At 68.9% G+C, this 22930-nt stretch carries 22 protein-coding genes and 1 pseudogene; 11 read left to right on the plus strand and 12 right to left on the minus strand.

Annotated features, from left to right (window positions below; genetic code table 11):
* Positions 1 to 482 precede the first annotated feature (482 nt).
* Positions 483 to 1028, plus strand: a pseudogene (locus ACWEVR_RS23615) (carboxymuconolactone decarboxylase family protein).
* Between the two features lie 13 nt (positions 1029 to 1041).
* Here the strand turns inward: ACWEVR_RS23615 and ACWEVR_RS23620 are convergent.
* The 3 genes from ACWEVR_RS23620 to ACWEVR_RS23630 all read right to left on the minus strand — a co-directional run bounded on the left by ACWEVR_RS23620 (position 1042) and on the right by ACWEVR_RS23630 (position 3551).
* Positions 1042 to 1677 (minus strand): hypothetical protein, encoded by a 636-nt coding sequence (locus tag ACWEVR_RS23620; RefSeq protein ID WP_452468754.1) that lies wholly within the window; start codon positions 1675 to 1677, stop codon positions 1042 to 1044.
* A 317-nt stretch (positions 1678 to 1994) separates the two neighbouring features.
* Positions 1995 to 2726: an alpha/beta hydrolase gene (locus tag ACWEVR_RS23625; RefSeq protein ID WP_452468755.1), complete on the minus strand. Its 732-nt coding sequence runs from the start codon at positions 2724 to 2726 to the stop codon at positions 1995 to 1997.
* A gap of 174 nt (positions 2727 to 2900) precedes the next feature.
* A complete protein-coding gene (locus ACWEVR_RS23630) occupies positions 2901 to 3551 on the minus strand; it encodes a TetR/AcrR family transcriptional regulator (RefSeq protein WP_452468756.1) in 651 nt (216 codons plus the stop codon).
* Between the two features lie 102 nt (positions 3552 to 3653).
* Between ACWEVR_RS23630 and ACWEVR_RS23635 the strand changes: the two genes are divergently transcribed.
* From ACWEVR_RS23635 to ACWEVR_RS23680, 10 genes are all read left to right on the plus strand, one after another.
* Positions 3654 to 4481 carry an SDR family NAD(P)-dependent oxidoreductase gene (locus ACWEVR_RS23635; RefSeq protein ID WP_452468757.1) on the plus strand — a complete coding sequence of 276 codons (828 nt, stop codon included), beginning with the start codon at positions 3654 to 3656 and terminating at the stop codon, positions 4479 to 4481.
* A 22-nt stretch (positions 4482 to 4503) separates the two neighbouring features.
* Positions 4504 to 5427: a ferritin-like domain-containing protein gene (locus ACWEVR_RS23640; protein ID WP_452468758.1), complete on the plus strand. Its 924-nt coding sequence runs from the start codon at positions 4504 to 4506 to the stop codon at positions 5425 to 5427.
* Entirely contained in the window at positions 5424 to 5990 is a 567-nt protein-coding gene (locus ACWEVR_RS23645; RefSeq protein WP_452468759.1) for an NAD(P)/FAD-dependent oxidoreductase, read from the plus strand. The genes ACWEVR_RS23640 and ACWEVR_RS23645 overlap by 4 nt, the downstream gene beginning before the upstream one ends.
* Before the next feature lie 64 nt (positions 5991 to 6054).
* Positions 6055 to 7569, plus strand: coding sequence for a flavin-containing monooxygenase (locus tag ACWEVR_RS23650; protein WP_452468760.1), 1515 nt, complete (start codon positions 6055 to 6057; stop codon positions 7567 to 7569).
* 139 nt (positions 7570 to 7708) lie between these two features.
* Complete coding sequence (locus ACWEVR_RS23655; protein ID WP_452468761.1) at positions 7709 to 7954, plus strand: methyltransferase domain-containing protein; 246 nt, start codon at positions 7709 to 7711, stop codon at positions 7952 to 7954.
* 203 nt (positions 7955 to 8157) lie between these two features.
* On the plus strand, positions 8158 to 8424 hold the full coding sequence (locus tag ACWEVR_RS23660; RefSeq protein WP_452468762.1) for a YdeI/OmpD-associated family protein: 267 nt from the start codon (positions 8158 to 8160) through the stop codon (positions 8422 to 8424).
* 87 nt (positions 8425 to 8511) lie between these two features.
* On the plus strand, positions 8512 to 9153 hold the full coding sequence (locus tag ACWEVR_RS23665; RefSeq protein WP_452468763.1) for a fasciclin domain-containing protein: 642 nt from the start codon (positions 8512 to 8514) through the stop codon (positions 9151 to 9153).
* Positions 9154 to 9269: 116 nt separating this feature from the next.
* Positions 9270 to 9917, plus strand: coding sequence for an ECF RNA polymerase sigma factor SigK (gene sigK / locus ACWEVR_RS23670; RefSeq protein WP_452468764.1), 648 nt, complete (start codon positions 9270 to 9272; stop codon positions 9915 to 9917).
* Positions 9914 to 10636 (plus strand): anti-sigma factor, encoded by a 723-nt coding sequence (locus ACWEVR_RS23675; RefSeq protein ID WP_452468765.1) that lies wholly within the window; start codon positions 9914 to 9916, stop codon positions 10634 to 10636. Before sigK ends, ACWEVR_RS23675 begins: the two co-directional genes overlap by 4 nt.
* 28 nt (positions 10637 to 10664) lie before the next feature.
* Complete coding sequence (locus ACWEVR_RS23680) at positions 10665 to 12203, plus strand: molybdopterin-dependent oxidoreductase (RefSeq protein ID WP_452468766.1); 1539 nt, start codon at positions 10665 to 10667, stop codon at positions 12201 to 12203.
* Positions 12204 to 12210: 7 nt separating this feature from the next.
* Here ACWEVR_RS23680 and ACWEVR_RS23685 read toward each other — a convergent pair whose 3' ends face one another.
* From ACWEVR_RS23685 to ACWEVR_RS23725, 9 genes are all read right to left on the minus strand, one after another.
* Positions 12211 to 13161, minus strand: coding sequence for a Ppx/GppA phosphatase family protein (locus ACWEVR_RS23685; protein ID WP_452468767.1), 951 nt, complete (start codon positions 13159 to 13161; stop codon positions 12211 to 12213).
* A gap of 39 nt (positions 13162 to 13200) precedes the next feature.
* Positions 13201 to 13722: a DUF501 domain-containing protein gene (locus ACWEVR_RS23690; RefSeq protein WP_067485558.1), complete on the minus strand. Its 522-nt coding sequence runs from the start codon at positions 13720 to 13722 to the stop codon at positions 13201 to 13203.
* A complete protein-coding gene (locus tag ACWEVR_RS23695; protein WP_067485556.1) occupies positions 13723 to 14295 on the minus strand; it encodes an FtsB family cell division protein in 573 nt (190 codons plus the stop codon). It lies immediately after the preceding gene.
* A 44-nt stretch (positions 14296 to 14339) separates the two neighbouring features.
* Entirely contained in the window at positions 14340 to 15626 is a 1287-nt protein-coding gene (gene eno / locus ACWEVR_RS23700) for a phosphopyruvate hydratase (RefSeq protein WP_067485554.1), read from the minus strand.
* 115 nt (positions 15627 to 15741) lie between these two features.
* Entirely contained in the window at positions 15742 to 16452 is a 711-nt protein-coding gene (locus tag ACWEVR_RS23705; protein WP_452468821.1) for a lytic transglycosylase domain-containing protein, read from the minus strand.
* A gap of 67 nt (positions 16453 to 16519) precedes the next feature.
* Positions 16520 to 17653: a hypothetical protein gene (locus ACWEVR_RS23710; RefSeq protein ID WP_452468768.1), complete on the minus strand. Its 1134-nt coding sequence runs from the start codon at positions 17651 to 17653 to the stop codon at positions 16520 to 16522.
* A gap of 66 nt (positions 17654 to 17719) precedes the next feature.
* Positions 17720 to 20374, minus strand: a complete 2655-nt coding sequence (locus tag ACWEVR_RS23715) for an ABC transporter ATP-binding protein/permease (RefSeq protein WP_452468769.1) — start codon at positions 20372 to 20374, stop codon at positions 17720 to 17722.
* 50 nt (positions 20375 to 20424) lie between these two features.
* On the minus strand, positions 20425 to 21363 hold the full coding sequence (locus ACWEVR_RS23720; protein ID WP_452468770.1) for an ABC transporter permease: 939 nt from the start codon (positions 21361 to 21363) through the stop codon (positions 20425 to 20427).
* Positions 21360 to 22868 (minus strand): ABC transporter substrate-binding protein, encoded by a 1509-nt coding sequence (locus tag ACWEVR_RS23725; protein WP_452468771.1) that lies wholly within the window; start codon positions 22866 to 22868, stop codon positions 21360 to 21362. The genes ACWEVR_RS23720 and ACWEVR_RS23725 overlap by 4 nt, the downstream gene beginning before the upstream one ends.
* Positions 22869 to 22930 lie beyond the last annotated feature (62 nt).

Consider the following 22930-nt stretch of genomic DNA (forward strand, 5'->3'; position numbering starts at 1 on the left):
ATTCCTTCCAACGCACCGTGCAGTCGACCACGCAGAACTTCCTTCACCTCGGCAACGCCCTGGTTGTAAGCAAGCTGGGCAGCAGCACCTCCAGCCGCGCCTGCCCGGTGGTAGCCACCCCACCACTCCACCGGCTCATAGCCACCGCCAGAAGGGTCTATCCGGACGACCCAGTAGGTTCGGCCTTGCTTGCGCACAGTCCAGTAAGTTCCGTCGGCCGTGTAGTTCCGGTAGCCACTAGGGCGTGGTTTTGCTGGCATGCACGCATGGTCCCAGCAATTCAGTTGCGCTGCCGATGTTTTCACCCTTGAGTACGCATCTTGTCAGTCTCGATGCGTCTGCCCTGCTCGTTCATCGGTAGACGACCCGTCGGCACCACGCTCAGGGGAGGGTGGGGGATGCTGGGGACCACGCTGGGCATCGGTGGGTCTGCGGCGTAGCTTCGTGCGTAGGCGAATCGCGGGCACGAAGGGGTGTTGACGATGCGGGTGATCGGGCGGATTCGGGGGTATGCCCCGGTGGTTCGGCGGGCTCGCCGGCATCGGGGGACCTGGTGGAGTGGCTGGGGCGGCGACCGCAGATCGGGGTGGCGACCGCGGGGTACAAGACGGCTTTATTGTTCAGCAACAAGCTCGATCCTCGGCTCAAAGAACTCGCCGAACTGAAGACGGCGGGGCTGGTGGCCTGTCAGTTCTGTCTCGATATCGGGTCGGCGCTGGCGCATACGAGTGGGTTGAGCGAGCGGCAGATCACCGATCTGCCTCGTTATCGCACAAGTGACGCCTACAGCGAGTTGGAGAAATTGGCGATCGCGTTCGCCGAGGCGATGACGGTGACGCCCGCGGTGGACATCGACGAATTACGGGCGGCCTGCTCACCCATCTGACGAAAGCGCAGCTGACCGAACTCGCCGCGACTATCGCCTGGGAGAACCAGCGGTCCCGCCTCAATCAAGGCTCGGGGTGCAGCCCACCGGGATGGCAGACTGCCTGGCGTGCGCGAGGCCGGAGCGCCCACACGCTCCGTAATCGCAGCGCTTTCCTAAGTTCCGGCCGCCCTGGTCCAGCTGGCTACGACGAATCCTCGGTCATGGGAAGCGGAGTCGGATAGCAGGTGTCCCTCGAGTTCTCGGTCTTCGGCGGCGCCGGCCAGAACTTGCCACGCTGCTCGTCCGGTTGCCTTCAGCGTCTGCGATTCCACGGGATCCAGCTGGTTGAGGGCGGTGGTATCTACTTGGGCGAAGGCCCTTATGAGGGCGCCGTTGTATTCGGCTGCCCGGATTGCCGTGTGAGTGGTCGGCTGTTCGAGCGGCGCGGCTTCCCCGACTACGAGCATTGCCACGTTGGCCTCCTGTGCGGCCAGGCCCTTCCCTAATACCGCGCACTCTTCCGCCGAGGCGTCGAACGAAATCGATTGGTAGTCAACTCGTCTGCTGAACATTCCGGTCGGGCCGTGCGCGGTGAGGAGCCACACGCCGACCGACAAGGACAGCGGGAGGGGGAGCGACGACAAGTCGTCCCGGCACCAAGCGATATCCCAGTCCCAGGCGATGCCGTAGCGCCGAAGGCTACCGAATGTCTTGGTCGACTCGTATGCGGTTGTCATGTCATCACATCCGACGATCACCAACAGGTCGGGCAGAGTCGGATCGGAGTGGAACTCCTCGGATGTACTCACTGCCCAACCGTCGGTTTCCGCGCCGAATTTGGGAACCCTGAGTCGGCGGATCGATTCGATACTCGCCGCACGTAACCCATTCAGCTCAGCGGCCGTAGCGCCTCCCACTGCGGGTATGAGCGCGGGCGGGTGCGGGCAGACAGCGGCCGATATCAGCGGCACGGGCACTCCTGACGATCTTGGTTACAACCACTGTGGCATGCCGGTCTGCACCGGGCCCGCGCTCGTGTCTCCGCCGACACAAGATCGGCGGAGACACTTCCGCACGACGGGTTACTCGAGCACTTTTACGCCGCGCATGCCGTTGACAGCCGACATCACGTCAGGTGCCGGGTGAAGAATCGGCCTGCCTCCGCCCCGGCGTACGGCGGGACGCCGGTGTGCCCGCCCATATTGGCGTTCAGTGCCTTCTCCTCGGAACCGAAGGCGTCGAACAGGTCGAGGGACCTTTGGCGGTCGTTTCCCTCGTCGTCCCATTGCAGCAGGACGTGCAGCGGAATTTTGACGTTGCGGGCTTCCTCGAGAATGGCGCGTGGCACGAAGCTGCCGGCGAACAGGACGGCAGCGGTGATGCGTGGGTCGACGGCTGCCAGTCGGGTGCCGATGGAGATGACTCCGCCCGAGTAGCCGACCGGGCCACTGATTTCGGGCAGCGCGAGGAGGGCGTCCAGGGCGGCTTGCCACTCCGGGACAGCCTCGTCGACCAGCGGGAGGATGAGCCGGTCGACGATGTCGTCGGCGACGGGTCCGCCGGCCGCCAGCGCCCGGCGCAGGTCGGTGAGGGCCTGATCGGCGGCGGCCGAACGGGGGCGGTCACCGCTGCCGGGGAGCTCGATGGTGGCCGCGGCGTAGCCCGCCGCCACGGTGGGCCGGACCCGGGCGAGCAGGCGCGGGTACGCGTTGCGCAGGCCGATAGGAGGAGGGCCTACCAGGATCAGGGGCGTCGGCGTGGAGGCGGACGCCGGCGTCCACAGGATTCCGGGGATGTCGCCGAGGAGGAATTCGCGTTCGAGGATGTCGTCGAGGCGTTGTTCGGTAATGAATCGCACGGTCGTGCCTTTCGGGAGTGCTGATGATCGGCGCTCCCGGACGACCTATCGCCCGACCGTGACTCCAGTGGAGAGCACCCATGTCGATACTGCGTTCACGGGTACCACCTCCTCGTCCATTGTCACGGAATTCGTGAAAGGTAGCAGTGGGCGCCATCGTTCGCCAACGGATTTTCAACCGCCGATGATGTCCGCGGGCAGGAACATGGCGCCGAGTTGAGTGGCGATGGCGTAGGTGTGTTCGACGAGGCGGGAGGCGTCGACGTCGATGGCACCGGTGCGCCAGGCGGTGAGTAGTTCGATGAATCCGCCGATGCCTGCCAAAGTGCTCATACGGACGGCTGTCTCGTCGGCGTCGGGGCGTAGGTGTGGCCAGGCGGCGGCGAGCAGGAGGTCGGTGGCGTCGGTGAGCATGGCTTTGCGGCGTTGTTCGAGGACGGCGCTGCCCGCGTGGTCGGCGAGCAGGATGCGGGCCCGGCCACGCAGGTCGGTCTGCAGTTCGACGGCGCGGGCGATGGCGGCGCGCAGGATTTCCAGGGGGGCGCGGTCGGCATTGTCGGCCAGGATGGTCGCCAGGTCGGCGAAGACCTCCGCGCACACCTCGTCCCACACCACGGCGAGCAGGTCGTCGCGGTCGGTGAAGTTCTCGTAGAAGTAGCGGTCGTTGAGCGCGGTCCGCTGGCAGACGCCACGCATCGTCACCGCGGCCCATCCGCTGTCGAGCCAGATCTCGAGGGCCGCCGCGATCAGGTCGGCGCGGCGCTGCGCCCTGCGCTCTTCAGCGGTGCGGCCGCCCCAGGTCCGGGCCGGTACGCGCACATCCATGGTTGACAAAGTACTCCGCCACGCGCCTAATTGGTGTCAGGTGCGGCCAATGGTGGCAGATGACACCAGTTCCGACCGGACCGGTTGAACCAGGGAGTCGCCATGCGCCTGTTTCGTCGTCGTCGAACCGAACACGCCGATGCGGTGGTCACCGGCGCGGGCAGCGGCATCGGCCGCGCGTTCGCCGTCGAACTGGGCAGGCGCGGCGCGCGGGTGGTGTGCTCCGATATCGACGCCGCCCGGGCCGCCGAGACCGCCGTGCTGGTGGAGAACGCGGGTGGCAAGGCCGTCGGTGCCCGCTGCGATGTCACCGCGATCGACGAGGTCACCGCGCTGGCCACCCTGGCGCAGGACTGGTTCGGTGGCGCGCCGAGCCTGGTCGTGAACAATGCCGGGATCGGCGCGGGCGGGCCGCCGGTCGGCGAGTTCACCCTCGACGACTGGGAACGCACCCTCGCGGTGAACCTGTGGGGAGTCATCAACGGCTGTCACGTCTTCACACCGATCCTGCGCGCGGCGGGGCGGGGAACGGTGGTCAATGTCGCCTCCGCCGCCGCCTTCGGCGCGGCACCACGGATGGCCGCCTACAACGTGAGCAAGGCGGGAGTGCTCGCGCTGTCGGAGACCATGGCGGCAGAGCTGGCCGGGACCGGCGTCGGCGTGACGGTGCTGTGTCCCACGGCCGTGAAAACCGGCATCCTGCGGTCGGATTCGCCACTGGACGGCACCGCCGAACGCCTCGGCGAATCGCTCCTGCGGTGGACAGGCCGCTCGCCCACGAGTATCGCGAAGACCACCCTCGACGCCGTCGACCGTGGCGACCTCTATGTGGTGCCGCAACTGGAGGCCAAAGTGCTGTGGCAGGCCAAACGCTTGATGCCCGCCACCTACACCCGTTCGGCGGGCCTGCTGGAGCGGGTCGTGCGCTGAACCGACCGGAAGGAGACGGACAATGACGTTCGCCTATCCCGACATGCTCGCCACCGTGCGGGCCAAGCAATGGGCCCTGGCCGATATCGACTGGGACGCACCGGGTGCCGAGCTGATCACCGACGAGCAGCGGCCACGACTCGCCGCGTTCATGTCCGATCTGGTGTGGATCGAACACGTCGGCGCCCGTGGTTTCGCCGCACTGGTACAGCAGGCGCCACCGGGTGCGCTGCGCGAGATCTACCGGCACTTCCACGCCGAGGAGCAGAAGCACGCCAATGCCGAGCTGGCGCTGATGCGCCGCTGGGGCATGCTCGGCGACGACGCGATGCCCGTGCCCAACAAGAACATTCGCCTGGTGATCAGCTGGCTCGATCGCTATGCCGAACATATGACTCTGCCCGTCCTCGGCACCGTCATCCCGTCCTTGGAGACGGCGCTGGACGGCGCGCTGGTGAAGTTCCTGCTCGACGAGGTCGACGACCCGGTGTGCCACGAGGTGTTCCGGCACATCAACAGCGACGAATCCCGGCACCTGGCCGTCGGCTTCCAGGTGCTCGAGCAACTCGGCGCGGGACCGCTGCGCAAGATCGCCATCGAGACAGCGGGTTTCGCGGCGCGCCCGTCTTTCGTGCTCGGCGCACTGCTCTACGCGCCGCTGTTGTCGCGGATGGCAGCCAATATCGTGGCGCTCGGCCTGGACGAGGAAAAGCTGTGGAACGCGGTGCGGCGCTACGAGACCGTCGGCGAGCGCAGCCCGCGGATTCGGCGGCTGCCGCTCTATCACGTGGTGCGGTTGCATGCGAAGGCGACGATCGACCACCGGCAGCCGTTCCAGTTGCTCGCCGATGTGTCGAGCGCCTGTATCGACAGGTTCCCGGTCCGGGTGCTCGGTCACCGTCCGTCGTGGGTCCGCGAGCTCACCTACGATCCGGTCGCGAAATGAACAGGCTCCCCGGCACATTCGACGGCCGGATCGTGCACCACCGTGAATTCCACCCGCGCCGGGAGTTCACCGGCGAGCGGGTGGCGATCATCGGTTCCGGTGCGGCGGCGGCACGACTGCTGCCCGGCATCGCTGCCGAGGCGGCGCGGGTGACGGTGTTCCAGACCGAGGCCGTCTGGATCGTGCCGCGCGCACCCCTGCCGCCCGCTGCCCTGCGGCACGCGCCGGATCGTCTGGTGCGGCTCGTCGCGCGCGCCAATCTCCGTTGGCAGGTGCGTGATTCGTGGTTGCGGTACCGGCTCACGCCCGACGACGACGCGGGCGTCGCGGTGCACGACAGCTATTACCGCACGCTGCGGCAACCGCACTGCCGGCTGGTCACGTGGCCGATCGCACGGCTCGCCCCGCTCGGCGTGCGCACGGTCGACGGCATCGAGCACCGGGTCGACACCATCGTCTTCGCCGACGACTTCAACCACGTCGTGCGCACCATCGGTCGCGGTGGCCAACTGCCCGCGACAGCCGCCAGGGTCGGCGTGGCCGACAGAAAGGAATCAGCGTGAGCGAGCGAATCAGCTACCTGCGCATCGTGCGAACAGCACGGCCGAATCTCAGTGAGGCAGCGGCATGAGCACCATCGATCACGAGATCATCATCGTCGGTGCGGGCTTCTCCGGTATCGGTGCCGCGATCGCGCTGCGCGAGGCCGGTTTCGAGGACTTCCTGATGGTCGACGATGCCGACGGGGTCGGTGGCACCTGGCATTGGAACACCTATCCCGGTGTGGCCGTGGACATCCCGTCGTTCAGCTACCAGTTCTCCTTCGATCAGCGGACCGAGTGGTCACGGGTCTACGCGCCGGGCCGTGAACTCAAGGCCTATGCCGAATCCTGTGTGGACAAGTACGGTCTGCGCCCGCGCATCCGGTTCGGCACCACCGTGGTCGCCGCCGATTTCGACGCCGTCGGCGACCGCTGGGTGCTGCGCACCGCCGACGGCGCCGAGCTCACCGCCCGGTTCGTGCTGAGCGCGACCGGTGTGCTCACCCGCCCGAAACTGCCCGACATCCCCGGTATCGAGACCTTCGCCGGGACCACCGTGCACACCGCACGCTGGGATCACGCCCTCGACCTGCGCGGCAAACGGGTCGCGATCATCGGCACCGGGGCGTCGGCAGTGCAGGTGATCCCGGAGATCGCGCCGCTGGTCGAGCACCTCACCGTCTTCCAGCGCACCCCGATCTGGTGCCTGCCCCGCCCCGACCTGCCCATGCCGCCACCCGCGCGCTTGGCGCTGCGCCTGCCCGGCGGCCGCACCCTCACGCGGCTCATCAGCCAGACCTACGTCGAGGTCACCTTCCCCCTGGCCGCCCACTACCACCGCTCGCTGCCCACCGCCGCGATCGGCGAGCGCGCCGGGCTGGCCCACCTGCGCCGCCAGGTGAAGGACCCGGCCGTGCGCGCGAAGCTGACCCCGAACTACGCCCTCGGCTGCAAACGACCGAGCTTCTCCAACGACTACCTCGCCACCTACAACCGCGCGAATGTCACGTTGGAAACCGCGCCCATCACCGAGATCACCGCGACCGGCGTGTGCACCGCGAGCACCGAACATCCCGCCGACGTGCTGATTCTGGCGACCGGCTTCAAGGTGATGGAGTCGGGCAATATGCCGACCTACGACCTGCACGGCGTCGACGGCCTCGACCTGGAGAAATGGTGGGACGAGAACCGGCTGCAGGCCTACGAGGGCGTCAGCGTGCCGGGATTCCCCAACTATTTCTCCATCATGGGCCCCTACGGCTACAACGGCGCCTCGTATTTCACCCTCATCGAGAACCAGACCCGCCACATTCTGCGCTGCCTGCGCCGCGCCCGCAGCACCGGAGCCACCCGCGTGGAGGTTCGCCGCGAGGCCAACGACCGGTTCTTCCGTGAGGTGCTGGCCCGCCGCGGCGGCCAGGTGTTCTGGCAGGACAGCTGCGCCTCCGCCAACAGCTACTACTTCGACAAACACGGTGATGTGCCCCTTCGCCCGTCCTCCACCCTGGAGGCAGCCTGGCGCAGCGGCCATTTCGACCTGTCCGACTACATGTTCACCTCCCCCACCGGTCAGTTGGTGAAGAACAGTCCGGCGCCGTAGACGTCGCGAGCACGGCCACGGACCTGGTCCGGGTCACCGGCGTGCCGCCTCGGCGACCCCGAATGGCTGTGCGGGTCTGCGGCACGTCGGTTCCGAAAACCATTGGCATTCGTCGCAATACGGTGCAGGCTTGGTCGGTATGAGCTGGCACGAGGCGTTCGCGGACCGTTACGACGAAGCGGCAGCCCATATGACAGCGGACGTCGCCTTCTATGTCGGGCTCGCCACAAAAGCCGACGGTCCGGTGGTCGAACTCGCCATCGGCAACGGTCGGGTGGCTATCCCGGTCGCCCGAGCCACCGGCATGCCCGTCATCGGCATCGACACCTCACCCCGGATGCTCGACCAAGCCAAAGCCCGCGCTGCCGAGGCCGCGTCGACCTGATCCGAGACGACGGCGCGACGAGTTCACTGTGGTGGGCGACCAAGAACGAATGGCTCGGGCTGCTCGACGTGGCCGGGCTGGAACTCGAGACCCTCCACGGCGGTTTCGCCGGTGAATCCTGCACCGAGGACAGCCGCGAATACGTCTTCACCGCCCGGCGCCCGGTCAGCTGACCCTTCTGGAACAGCGGTTAACCTGGGGTGATGAGTGATCGGACGGTGCCAGGGGGTGTGGTGCACGAGTTGCCCGCGGATCTTCGGGCGGCGTTGAGTGCGAACGCGGGGGCGCTGGCCGCGTGGCGCGACATCACGCCGTTGGCTCGCAACGAATTCATCTGCTGGGTCGAGGACGCCAAGCAGGCCGCGACGCGGGAGCGGCGGATTCGGCGGACCCAGGAGGAGCTCGAAGAGGGGCAGCGGCGGCCGTGCTGCTGGCCCGGATGTCAGCATCGGGAACGCACCGGCAAGTAGCGCCCATCCGGGCGGGGTGGCTGGCCGAAATCCTTCCGTCAAACAGCTGTGCGGCTGCGACCGCCTGGACGGAAGTGATGGAAGACGATGCGATCTGTACGTAATTCCCTGATGGCGGCCCTGCTGCTCGGTTCGGTGGTCGGTGTGACGGCCTGTTCACAGAACGACGAGGCCGACACGGCAACGGCCGCGAGCACCACGGCGGCCACCTCCTCGGCGATGGGCACCCCGGCAGCCTCGGGCCCGGTCGGGCCCGGATGCGCCGAGTACGCGGCCCAGGTGCCCTCCGGCCCGGGCTCGGTGGCGGGCATGGCGCAGGACCCGGTCGCCGTGGCGGCGTCCAACAATCCGATGTTGACCACCCTCGTGTCGGCGGTCTCGGGCAAGCTCAACCCGGAGGTGAACCTGGTCGACACCCTCAACGGCGGACAGTTCACCGTGTTCGCACCGGTCGACGCGGCGTTCGCGAAGATCGATCCCGCCACCGTCGAGTCGTTGAAGACCGACTCGGCGACCTTGACGACCATCCTGACCTACCACGTGGTTCCCGGCCGGATCGAGCCCCCGCAGATCGCCGGTACCCACGCGACGGTGCAGGGCGCCGACGTGAAGGTGAGCGGTTCCGGCGACAACCTGACCGTCAACGACGCGAAGGTGCTGTGCGGCGGCGTGCAGACCGCCAACGCCACTGTCTACATGATCGACACCGTCCTCATGCCACCGTCGTGAACGCGCGGGCACTGGCGCGGACCGCGGGGTGGGGAGAAGAATTTCGGCATGACACCCATCCGGCGGCACGGGTGAGCCGAAATCCTTCCCATGCGCATGGAAACAGGGGCCCGACGATGACGAATGGCCCGGGATCCTCGCCGATCCGCCTGCGATCGGTGCCGACCGACCCGCCCATGTGTCCGCCGGATCGTGGGGCGGACCGGGCTGTGCAGGCCCGGCTGGTGACGCTGCTCGACGACGTCGCCGCCGGTAGCAGACCCGCGTTCACCGAGTTCTATCGAACGACCAGCCCCCGGGTCTTCGGGCTCGCACTGCGAGTCGTGCGCAGTCACGCCCTCGCGGAGGAGATCGCGCAGGAAGTGTTTCTGCAGGTCTGGTCTTTGGCCTCGGACTACGACCAGGACCGGGCGAGCCCGATCGGCTGGCTGATGATGCTCACCCATCGGCGTGCGGTCGACCGGGTGCGCGCCGAACAGTCGGCCACCAACCGCGACATCGTGTTCGGTCACTGCCACCTCGGCCGCGATCACGACGTGGTGACCGAGGAGGTCACCCAGCGACTCGACGAGCAGTCGGTACTGGACTGCCTGGAAACGATGACCGCCCTGCAACGCGAGGCGGTCGCGCTCGCCTATTACAGCGGGCGCACCTATGCCGAGGTCTCCGAGACCCTGGCGGTGCCGTTGCCGACGGTGAAGAGCCGGATCCGCGACGGTTTGAAACGGCTCGAGAATTGTTTGACCGGAGGGACTTCCCGATGAACGAGACGGATCGGCGGACCCCCTGGTCATGGTTCGACGAGGCCTACCCCTACGCACTGGACGCGCTCGACGCCCGGGAGCGTGCCGACATCGACGAGCGGCTACGGGCGGCGGGCCCGACGGTGACGGCCGACTTCCACGCGAATGTCCGGCGCATCCAGGAGACCCTCGCGGCGTTGACCAGCATGGACGTGGTCGCACCGCCCGCCCGGCTGGAGACCGCGCTGATGGAAGCGCTCGACCGGCGCGATTCCGTTCGGCCGCAGCCGGTTTCGCGGGAACGGCGGCCGCTTCGATGGCTCGCGGCCGCGGCGGCAGCGGTGGTGGTCGCCGGTGCGGCGGTGGGGATAACGGTCGCGGTCGACCGGGCGAACGACGCACCCGCCGCGATCACCGCGCAGCAGGTGCTCGACCAGCCCGACAGCCGGGAAAGTTCGGCCCCGGTCACCGGTGGCGGCGAGATGACGGTGCATCTGTCGAAGGAGCTCGGTGCGGCGGCGGTGGCCTTCCACGATCTGCCCGTCCTGCCCTCGGACCGGACCTATCAGTTGTGGCGGGTACCGCCCGCCGGGCAACCGGAATCGGTGGCCGTTCTCGCCGGGCAACCCATGATCGTGACCTCGGTCCAGGCGGCGGACACCCTGGCCGTGACGATCGAACCGGCAGGCGGATCGCCGACGCCGACACCACCGGTCCTCGCCGGGGTGAAAGTCGGCTGATCGGGCAGCCACATCTCAGGAGGTCAGCATGATCCACCGCGCACCCCGCGATCTGGGGCATCTCGCGGCCGCGGCAGCCGCGACGGTGGCCGCGGCCACCGTGCTGGCCGTCGGTCATCTCGTCGCGGTGTTCGTCGCTCCCGCCGCTTCGCCGTTCTACGTGCTCGGCGCCACCGTCGTCGACAACACACCGAAGTGGTTGAAGGACAGTGCGATCCGCTGGTTCGGCGCCAACGACAAACTGGCGCTGGCCATCTCGATGGGCGCGGTGATGGTGGTGGCGGCGAGCCTGCTCGGCGAGCTCGCCCGGCGCCGCTTCGCCCTCGCGGCGGGCGTGCTCACCGTGCTCGGCGTGCTCGTCGCCTTCCTGGCGCTGCGGCGTCCGAGTGCCACATTCTGGTTCGCGGTGCCCGCGCTCGCCGGAACCCTCGCCGGTGTGGCCGCGCTGACCGTATTGTTCGTGAGCTTCTCGGGGTCGGAGCCGGAACCGGCCACCGGACCGAGCAGGCGTGGTTTCCTGCTGGCCCTGGGCGGGGTGACCGCGGGCGTCGTCGCGGCAGGCGTGGCCGGGCGCTACCTCGCCACCCGCTTGCGCGATATCGCCGCCGACCGCGCCGCATTCCTGCTGCCCCGGGTCGCGAAACCGGCACCGCCGGTGTCGGCGCGGATGGATCTGCCCGTTCAGGGGATCACCCCGTTCGTCACCGACGCCGACGAGTTCTACCGCGTCGACACCGCCCTGCAACTGCCCTCGCTGACCCGCGGCGAGTGGCGACTGCGCATCCACGGCATGGTCGAGCGCGAGATCCGCCTGGACTACGACGAACTGCTTTCCCGCGACGCCGTCGAATCCGTCATCACGCTCACCTGCGTCTCCAACGAGGTCGGCGGTGACCTGCTCGGCACGGCCCGCTGGACCGGGTACCGGCTGTCCGACCTGCTGGCCGAAGCGGGTCCTTCCCGCGACGCCGATATGGTGCTGTCGCGCAGCATCGACGGCTTCACCGCGAGCACCCCGCTGGCCGCCCTCACCGGCAACCAGGACGCCCTGCTCGCGGTGGCAATGAACGGCGAGGCCCTTCCGGCGGCCCACGGCTATCCCGCTCGGATGATCGTCCCCGGTCTCTACGGGTACGTTTCGGCGACCAAGTGGGTCGTCGACCTCGAGGTGACCCGCTTCGATCGCGCCGAGGCCTACTGGACCCGTCGCGGATGGGCGCCGACGGCGCCGATCAAGACCGCCTCGCGGATCGACTTCCCCGCGGCGTTCGCGACGCTGCCCGCGGGCCGGGTCGTCGTCGCGGGCGTCGCCTGGGCGCAGGGCCGCGGTATCCGCGCGGTCGAAGTGCAGGTCGACGACGGCGCCTGGCAGCAGGCCACCCTGGCCGAGGCCTACTCGATCGACACCTGGCGGCAGTGGACCTGGAGCTGGGACGCCTCACCCGGCACCCACTCCCTGCGGGTGCGGGCCACCGACGCCACCGGCTACGTGCAGACCGACGAACGGGTCCCGCCGTTCCCGGACGGTGCCACCGGACACCACAGCCGAGTGGTCACCATCCGCTGAGCCGCTGCTAGCCCAGGATCGACATGGCGATGCCGTCGAGGATGTCGTGTTCGCTGACGACGAGTTCGGTGACGCCCGCTCGCGCGGCGAGTTCGTCGGCCAGCACCTCGGTGATCACCGCGCCGCCGCCGATCACATCGACGCGGCCGGGGTGCATGGGCCCGAGGGCGGCGCGCTCGTCGTGGTTCATGGCGACCAGGCGATCACACACCTGGTGCACCTCGTCGAGGCTCAGGCGGGTGAGATGCACACGCTCCGAGTCGTATTCGGGGAGGTCGAGGGCGACGGCGGTGATGGTGGTCATGGTGCCCGCGACACCGACCCAGGTGCGCACCTGGTCGACCGGGACCTTCGCGAACGCTTCGTCGAGCTTCTCCTGCGCGAATTCCTTTGCCGCCGTGACCTGTTCGGCCGTGGGCGGGTTGCCCGGCAGGCAGCGTTCGGTGATGCGCACGCAGCCGATATCGGCGGAATAGGCGGCTTGCACACCCTTTTCGTCGCCGACGACGAGTTCGGTGGAGCCGCCACCGAGGTCGACCACGACGAAAGGTCCGGCATCGGCCGACAATTCACCGACCGCGCCGGCGAAGGACAGCCGAGCTTCTTCGTCACCGGTGATGACTTCGGCGACGGCGCCCTCGACCACGCGACCCAGCTCGGCGCGGGTCATGGAGAAGAAGTCGTCCCGGTTGGCGGCGTCGCGGGTGGCCGAGGTGGCCACCATCCGTACGCGTGAAACACCTTGCGCCAGCATCACATCGACGTAGTCGGCCAGCGCGGCGCGGGTCCGTTCGATCGCCTCGGGGGCGAGTCGTCCGGTCGCGTCGACACCCTGACCGAGTCGGACGATGCGCATCTCGCGGTGCACATCGGTCAGCGCGTTGTCGGCGCCGACTTCGGAGATCAGCAGACGGATCGAGTTGGTTCCGCAATCCACTGCGGCGATGCGCTCACTCATGAGTGTTCCTCCAGGTCTCGACCAGCTGCTGTCCCGCGATTATGCCTGTTCGTCGGACTTGCGGGCAGCGGGCCAGTCGGCGGGAACGGCGGTCCCGCGCAGCCCGGCGTCGGCGGCCAGGGCCACGGACTCGTCACCGAGCGGGTTCACGCCCGGCCCCTTGGCCAGGGAATGCGCGATCAGCACGTGCAGGCACTTGACCCGGTCGGGCATGCCGCCGCCGGTGAAATCCGTTCCGAGCGACTCGATCTCGTTGCGCTCGGCCAGGTAGCTCTCGTGCGCGGCGCGGTAGGCGGCGGCCAGTTCGGGGTCGTGGGCGAGGCGTTCGGTCATCTCGCGCATCACCCCGGCCGATTCCTGCCTGCTCGCCTCAGCGGTCAAGCGCGGGTCGGTGAGGTAGTACAGCGTGGGGAACGGGGTGCCGTCGGGCAGGCGCGGCGCGGTCTTCACCACGGCGGGCAGACCGTCCGGGGTGCGGTAGGCGATGGCGAGGACTCCGCGCGGCTCGCGGCCCAGTTGCCGAGCGATGATCTCGAGGTCGCGCTCGTTCGGTGCGGTCACCTACGGTCCTTCCGGTGCTGGTTCGGAGATGCTGCGCCACAGGTCGGTGTACCAGGGGTCGGGCTCCGCTGTTCGGGTACTCATCGGCGGCGGTGCAGGCGCCTCGATGCCGGGAACCTGCACGATATAAGGGGTTTCGCCGGGCATCACCAGCCGCAGCCGTTCACGGGCCTCGGTGCGGATGTAGGCCGGATCCTGTTGCTGCGCACGACGATCGCGCAGCGCGGCCAGGTCGGCGTCGAGTTCCGCGCGTTCCTCGGCCAGCGCGGCCGCCTCGGCACGCTGGCTGAAGTACGTGCGCGTCGGCACGGCCAGGGTGAGCGCCAGCCCGCACAGCACGGCGGCCAGGATCACCGCCTTGCCGGTGGACAGTCCGAGGATGGTGTGCTCGGTGCGTTCCAGCTTGCCGCTCGGCTTGCGGGTGGCCGTTTCCGGCCGCCGCCGGGTGGTGCGTTTGGCGGCGGTCGGACGGCCGGGTGTGTCGAGCGGACTGGGGCGTGAGCGCGCGGCCCGCGACGTGCGCCGGTCGCCTCGTCCACCCGGACTGGTCCCCCGCGCACGTCGCTCGGTCATTGGCGCTCTACCCCATCATCTCCAGGTCCCGCGGTACTTCTTGTTCAGAACTCGCCGGTGAAACGCGGGAAGGCCACGTCGCCGGCGTAGCGTGCCGAATCACCGAGGGCGTCCTCGATGCGCAGCAGCTGGTTGTACTTGGCGACCCGCTCCGAACGCGCGGGGGCGCCGGTCTTGATCTGGCCGGAACCGACGGCGACCGCGAGGTCGGCGATGGTGGTGTCCTCGGTCTCGCCCGAACGGTGCGACATCATGGTCTTGTAGCCGTTGCGGTGGGCCAGGTCGACCGCGTCGAGGGTCTCGGTGAGGGTGCCGATCTGGTTCACCTTCACCAGCAGTGCGTTGGCCGCGCCCTTGGCGATGCCCTCTTCCAGGCGCTCCGGGTTGGTGACGAACAGGTCGTCGCCGACGAGCTGCACCTTGTCGCCGATGGCGTCGGTGAGCGCGACCCAGCCGTCCCAGTCGTCCTCCGACAGCGGGTCCTCGATGGAGACCAGCGGGTACTGGGTGAGCAGCTCCTCGTAGAACTGACCCATCTCCTCGGCCGAGCGGACCTTGCCCTCGAACTTGTAACCCTCACCGGGGGTGTAGAACTCGGTGGCGGCCACGTCGAGCGCGAGCGCGACATCGGTGCCGAGCTTGTAGCCCGCCTTCTGGATGGCCAGGCTGATCAGGTCCAGCGCTTCCTTGGTGCCCGCGACGTCGGGGGCGAAGCCACCCTCGTCACCCAGGCCGGTGGACAGGCCCTTCTCCTTGAGCACGGCCTTGAGCGAGTGGTACACCTCGGTGCCCCAGCGCAGCGCCTCGCGGAAGGTGGGGGCGCCGATCGGGGCGACCATGAATTCCTGCACGTCCACACCGGTGTCGGCGTGCGCGCCACCGTTGAGGATGTTCATCATCGGCACGGGCAGTACGTGGGCGTTCGGGCCGCCCAGGTAGCGGAACAGCTCGAGGCCCGAGGACTCGGCGGCGCCGCGCGCCACGGCCAGCGAGACGCCGAGCAGGGCGTTCGCGCCGAGGCGTGACTTGTCGGGGGTGCCGTCCAGATCCAGCAGGACCTGGTCGACGGTGCGCTGCTCGACGGCGTCGAGGCCGATGATGGCGGGCGCGATCTCGTCGAGGACACCCTCGACGGCCTTGGTGACGCCCTTGCCGTTGTAGCGGTCGCCACCGTCGCGCAGCTCAACGGCCTCGTGCTCACCGGTGGACGCGCCGGACGGCACGTCTGCCCTGGTCAGGGTGCCGTCGTCGAGGGCGATCTCGACCTCGACAGTGGGATTGCCGCGCGAATCCAGAATCTCGCGAGCTCCGACCTGTTCGATGATGGCCACGAAAACGACTCCTTACGACGGAAAGGCACGGTAGGTCTCACGGGATGGTCCGTGCGCAGCCGAGCCTATCGTCTCGCGGTGGCAGGCAGTAACCGGCACTCCGGGCAGGTGGCGACTAGGCGCGGCGCCCGATGCTGTAGGCGGCGGCGCGATCCCGCACGACCAGCATGTACTTGTTCGACTGGTTGTAGGCGAACAGGGCACGCTGCCAGCCGTCGGCCGAGGTCAGGTTGCCGCCACGAACGCAGAGGTAGCGGGCGGCGGTGAGGGCGGCGTCGTCGGTGTTCTGGGGGTCGAGGACGCCGTCGCCGTTGGCGTCGACGGCCCAGCGCTGCCAGGTCTCGGGGATGAACTGCAGCGGGCCGACCGCCCGGTCGTAGGTGGTGTCGCCGTCGAGGCGGCCGCCGTCGGTGTCGCGGATGACGGCATTGCCCTTGGTCCCGTCGAGGGCGACACCGATGATCGGCGGGCGAACGGTTCCGTCGGCGTCCACGTCGGCGCCGCGGTGGGTGCCGTGCCCGCTCTCCACGCTGGCGATGCCCGCGATGGTCGTCCAGGCGATGCCGCACTCGGGCGCCGACCTGGCGAGCACGGCGGCGGCGTAGCCGTAGGCCTCGAGGGCAACTGGTGCGATGCCCAGCGCGTCGGACTGCTCGTCGGCCCAGCCGCGCAATTGCGTGGCGGCGCGGCCCGGTGCGTCGATATCGATGACGGGTAAGGCCACGCCGGGGCCCGGCGGCATGTCACCCGGAATCGACGCGAGCGAACTGCACCCCGTGAGCAACGCGGCCACCGCCACGGCGACGATGACGCCGGCTTTCTGCACAGACACTCAACCAATCATCCAGATCAGCGCGCCGCCATGCACATCTCACAGTGAGTTCTCAGAGTTCTCAGGTCGCGACGAGGCAGATGGTCGAGCCATGGGAGACGCCCGCCTCGCGTGACATTCGGGCCTCGCCTGCCGAACATCCGATGTTCGCTTCGTCGTACACGGACGTGACGCGACCGTCGGCACTGTTGTCGTCACAGCTCACCAGCCTCGGCAGGCCGGCGGTGCCCGCGTAACCGGTGACGCAGTCGCCGGGCCGGGCGTAACCGAGGTGGTTCTGGTCGATCGGCCCCAGGCAGACGACGACACGCAGGTCGGTGTGCTCGTTGAGAGAGACCGATGCCGCATTGGCGTTGGTGACCTCCTCGCATTTCGGGTCGGCCGGTTCGGTGTACTGGGTGCGCACCGAGAGCACCCGGTGCGTGGCGGACCGGTGCGCGCACGCGATCGTCTTCATCGACACATCCGAAGCGCATTCGCCCACAAAGGCTCCCGCCATCGAGTCGGAGTCCTCGGCGGGTTTCGTGCAGATCACCACGGCACGGCCACCCAGGGACGACTGGGCGTAGGCTTCGCGGGTTTCCGGGTGGGATTCGCAGGCCCGATCGGTGACCGGGACCTTGACGTGCAGCTCGGTGGCGATCACAACGTGCGGTCCGCCGGTGAATCCGCATGTGCTGCGTTCTATTTCGCCGCCGGACTTGCGCACATCGATGCAGTCGCCGGGGCGCAGACCGCCCGCGTCGGTCGCGTTCTTCTCGGTCGGTTCGAGGCACAGCACGGTTTCGCCGTCGGTGGGGCTCGGGTCGGCTACCGCGCGGGTCGCCTTCTCGAATTTCATGCAGGACAGGGCGAACGGGTGCTGCATCGGTTCCCTGGCGTGCACCCGGTAGACGGCGAGGTCGTCGGCGCAGGCGTATTCGACGGGCAGTTCGTCCCGGCTCACGCAATCACCGACGGCCATGCGTGGTTCGCCGGGCCGGGTGAGGAGGTAGCCCGTGACCGCTCCGGCGGCGGTGAGCAATACGACGACGGCGACGACAGCGAGCATCACCGGGGATCTACGACGCGATGGGGCCGGTTCCGGCGCGAGGTTCGGAGACGATTCGCCCCACGGCCGCACCACCGGAATGTCGGTCGACGGCGGCAGGCTCGGCGGCACAGCGCCCTCGTGCGGAGGGGCAGGGTGGATCATCGGGGTTCGTCTCCTTGAAAACGCTTGGGGGACAACCCGATGAGATCGACTCCTGCCGCCGCGTCGTTACACCAGCAGCTCCGCGGTAGCGCGGTGCGCCGGAGCGGCGAGAACGATTGCGGGATCACCTCTTTCGACGACCTCGCCGTGGTCGAGGACCAGCAGGTCGGTGCAGTGCCTGGCGACCAGAGCCATGTCGTGGCTGATGAGCAGGACGGCGGTGCCGTGCTCGGTGCGCAGGCGGTCGAGCAGGGTCATGACGCCCGCGGCCGTGTGCTGGTCGAGGGCGGTGGTGATCTCGTCGCAGATCAGGACGGCCGGATCGGCGGCGAGAGCTCGCGCCAGGGCGACGCGCTGACGTTGGCCGCCCGAAAGTTCGTGTGGTCGCCTGCTCGCGAGGTCGGCAGGCAGGTCCACATCGGCGAGCAGGGCGTCGACCCGCTTGCGCACATCCGGTTTCGGCACGCGGGCGATCCGCCGCAGCGGCCGGGCCAGGGTCTGTTCGACGGTTCGGCGAGGGTTCAACGCTGCCAACGGGTTCTGCGTGACCAGCTGAATACCCTTGGCCCCCGGCTTGATCCGTCGCCGTTTCCCGACCGGCGCCCGCACCGCGCCTGCTTCGACAACGCCCGCGACCCCGATCTGCAAGCCGGCGATCACCCGCGCCAACGTGGTCTTGCCTGCCCCCGAAGGCCCGACCACCGCCAATGCCGCCCCCTCGCGCACTTCCAGATCGATCTCACCGAGAATCCGGTGGTGGTCAGCGGTGGCGGTGATCCCTTTGGCGGACAGTGCGATTCGCGGCGATTCCCGCCCGTCGGTCGCGGGACTCGCAGGTGCGGCGAAACCCTCGGCAACCGGGATCTCGCCGCGCGGCGCCTGGTCAGCTGACCCAGCGGCCCGGTCGTCCTCGGGCTCAGCGGTGCGGCGACCGGCTGTGTGCTGAACAGCTGTAACCGTGACGCCGTCATCCGTCGACGTGTCACCTCGTGCGCGGCTGTACGGCGTTTCGTGCCCGATCGGCGCCGAGCCCACCCGGCGGGATCGCGGTACGGCGCTGGGTGGATGGACTTCGATCACCGTGTCGGCGATGGCATGGACGGTGGTGGTGTCGTGGCCGGAGAGCAGGACGGCGGTGGCGTCGGTGACGGCGAGATCGGCTATCAGCCGCGCTATTTCGGTGCGCAAGGCGCCGTGCAGACCGGCGAGGGGTTCGTCGAGGACGAGGACGGTCGGACGGCGGAGGAGGGCGCGGGCCAGGGCCACCCGGCGTTGCTGGCCACCGGACAGGCGACCGACGCGGCGCCGCAGGAACGTCTCGTCCAGCCCGACGCGATCGAGCATCGCTTGTCGTTCGGCCGCGGAACTGGTGGGTGCGGCTTCGGCGAGGAGCGCACCAACGCGCAGGAGGGGGTTCAGCTCGGACCCGGGATCCTGGCCGACGTAGGCGATCCGCTCGCGCCGGAAGGTCCGCAGCGCACGGGGATCGAGCCCGAAGACGTCGTGTCCGGCCACCAGAACCGTGCCCGCACACCGCATCCCGGCTGGCACGTGCCCCAGCAGCGCCCGCATCGCCGTCGACTTGCCCGCCCCGGACGCCCCGGTCAGCGCCGTCACGGATCCCGCCTTCAGCCGGAAGGACAACGGCGCCAACAACACCGCCCCCGCGGCGCTCACCACCGTCAGCCCATCCACCACCGCCGCATCCCCGGCGTCGACCGCCGCGGGGTGTCCATTCCGCCGCCCGCTGGACACGAGTCCGTCCATCACCGCCTGCTCTACGTCAGTGGGCGATGCTGTCTCGTCTGGCATCCCAGCGGGGGCGCCCGCTTGATCGCGCTGCCCGCCGAAACCGGAAAGCCGCACGTCACCGCGGCTGTCCGCGCCGACCATCGCACCTCGATCGGGGATGTAGTCAGTGGCTCCAGCCCGTCGGCGTCGGGCATCACGCGCGGACCCCGCGGTGACCACCAGGTTCACGCCGACGGCGACGATCGCGATGGCGGCGCTGGGGGCGAGCACCGCCCAGGGGTTGAGGAGGATGCCGGAGGCGTTGTCGCGGACCATGATCGCCCAGTTGTCGGTCCCGAGCGCGGGCACACCGAGGAAGGAGACGGTACTCACCAGGTAGATCGCCACGACGAAACGCAGGCCGAGCTGGGTGGTGAAGACCGAGCGGAGGTTGGGCAGGATCTCACGGAACACCAGGTAGGGCAGTGATTCTCCGCTGGCGACGGCTGCTTCGACATAGCCGGTGGCGGCGATGCTCGCGGCCGAGGCGGCGAATATCCGTGCGCAGTACGGCACACCGAACACCAGCGACACCACGATCAACGCCGCTACCCCACCCTGCGGCCAGGCCGTGAGCACGAGCAGGATGCCGAGCACGGCGGGCAGGAGAATGACGAGGTCACCCGCGAGTTCGATCACCGAACCCGCCCGTGGCCGCACCGCGGCGACCGCCCCGAGCACCGCCGACAACACGGTCACCGCCACCGCGATCACCGCCGAGACCACGAGCAGCTGTGTCCCCCCGGTCAGCAGGTGACTGAACACATCGCGCCCGAGCCGATCGGTGCCGAGCACCGCGCCCCCACCCGGCTCCGCGAACGGAATCCCCACCGCCTCTTCCGCCCCGTGCGGCGCGAACAACGGCCCGATCAGCGCACCCAACACCACCAGGCCCACCCCGAAACCCGTACCCCACCGCCACGAACGCACAACTCCCCCGAAGCGCCCCGCCGTGCGCGATGCGCTCCGGCCGAGCCCCCTCATCGGGCGCCCCGGGTGGACCAGGTTCGGACGAAGTCGGCGCACGCGAGGAGGACCATGATGACGATGGCAGTGAGAGCGACCACGGCGGCGACGGTCGCGGTGTCGCGGTCGGCCACCGAGCCCGCGAGGACGGCGCCGACACCGGGGTAGTTGAAGAGGGTTTCGACGACCAGGGCGCCACCGAAGAGCATGCCGACGGAGGTCGCGTATCCGGCCACGATCGTGGGTGCGGCGAAGGGAAGCATGTGGCGCATCAAGATGGTGCGGCGCGGGAGTCCATCCAGGACAGCACTTTCCACATGCGGTGCCGCGGCGACGTCGAGGAGCGCCGACCGCACCACCCGTGTGTTCCAGCCGATCTGGGGAATCGCGAGCGCGAGCACCGGAAGCACGAGCATCTCCGGGCCCGCCGGGAATCCGGAGCGGTCGGTGATCGTCACGGCGGGCAACCAGCCGGTGGCCAGGGAGAACACCAGAATCAGCACGGTGCCGCAGACGAATTCGGGGACGGCGACGGCAATGGTGGTGGTCGGCTGCAGGATTCGTGAGCCGAAGGCCTTCGGCCGCATCGCCCACCAGCAGCCGAGGGCGAGCGAGCACACCACCGTGAGCAGCAGGGCGATCCCGCCGAGCAGCAGCGTCTGCGGGAACTTGTCGGCGAGCATGTCACCGATCGAGTTTCCGCGTGCGGTCCGGCCGAAATCACCGGTCAGCACCCCGGTGATCCAGTGCCAGAACTGCACCGGCAGTGCGCGATCCAGACCGAGTTCGTGCTCCTTGGCGGCGAGCTCGGCCGCACCGGCCTCCCTGCCAAGCACGGAGCGGGCCGCGCTGCCGGGCAGCAGGTCCACCGCGACGAACACGATGGCCAGCAGGGTCACCAGCAGCACGACCCGGCGCAGCGCGGGCAGGGCGAACGCTTTCACGGCACTCACGCCAACCAGGCACGTTCCAGCTGGACGCGGGCGAAACCGCCGAGGGTCGGCAGCCCGCGCACGGACGCGGCGGCGATGTCGACACCGTCGGCCATGCCCCACACCAGGTAGCCACCGCGCTCGAACTGGATGCGCTGCAACTCACGCACCGCACGGCCGTATTCGTCGCCCGTCGCGGCGAGAGCCTTGGCGTTGGCGGCATCGAATTCCGGGTCGCGGAAAGCGGTCTCGTTGCGGTTGGAGCCGGAGGTCATCAGCTTGTCGGCCAGGAAGAGCACCGAATCGTTGGTGCCCCAGGACACGGTGTAGAGCGGGGCGTTCAACCAGGTCTGGTCGTAGAACGCGGCCGACTCGACCGTCTGCACGTCGAGGCGGACACCGATCTCGGCGAGCTGGGTGGCGATCACCTTCGCCGACTCGACCTCACCGGGCACCTCGGCCTTGGTGACGAACGGGTAGCTGCGTCCGGTATCGAAATTCGCCTCGCGCAGCAGGGCTTTCGCTCGCTCGATATCGCGACTGCGGCGCAGCGAGGTGTCGTAGAGCGGGTCGGCGGTACCGAGCACATCGGCGGCGACCGTGCCGAACCCGGAATGCACCTGGTTGACCAGCGCCTCCCGGTCCACACCCAGCCGCAACGCGGTGCGCACCCGCGCGTCGGCGAACGGCCCGTCGGCGGCGCGCATCGCGACACCGAGCATGGTGTCGTCCGGGCGGCGGATCACCTGCAGGTCGCCGCGACCGGCGGCGGTGCGGCCCGCGATGGCGCCCACATTGGAGGCCAGGTCGATCTGTCCACCGAGCACCGCGTTGCCGAGCGCGGTGACGCTGTCGAACATGGTCACCTCGATGGCGTCCAGCGACGGCGGGGTGCCGTGCCAGTTCTCGTTGCGCACCAGGCGGGCGTTGCCGTTCTGGTAGGACTCGAGCCGGAACGGACCGGAGCCGACGGCGGCGGCGAAGTCGGTGGTGCCCTGCGGGACGGTGAACGTCATCAGCCGAAGCAGCAGCGGCAGTTGGGTATTGGGTGCGGGCACGGTGAACACCACGCGGTTCGGGCCGTCGGCGACGATGTCGTTCTCGGCGACCGGCATCTTCGACGCCCCGCCCACCGACCGCAGCCGCCGCATCGACCACACCACGTCCTCGGCGGTGACCGGCGCGCCGTTGTGGAACTTGGCGCCCTCGGCGATGGTGAAGGTCCAGCGGCGGTTCTCGGCGTCGGCCTCCCAGCGCGAGGCCAGGCGCGGCACGACATTCGGGTCGTCGCCGGGAACGGTCAGCGCGTCGTAGACGAGCGAGGCGATCAGGAAGTCGCTCTCGTTGCTGAGATTGGCGTGTGGATCGCGTTCACTACGCGCGGCGGTGCCGAGCGCGCCGACGCGCAGCGTGCCGCCCGGCTTGACGGTTCCGTTCGACTCCTCGCCGCTGGTGCACGCGGCGGCCAGCAGCACTGCGGTGAGACCGATGCCGGATTGCAGCAACTGCCTGCGTGTGAAACCCATGGTGTTCCTCCTCGAGCGGCGGGCGCCGAACCCCTTCACCGGGCGCCGCAAACTAGGCGAGG

It is taken from the genome of Nocardia sp. NPDC003979 (genome assembly GCF_053605015.1).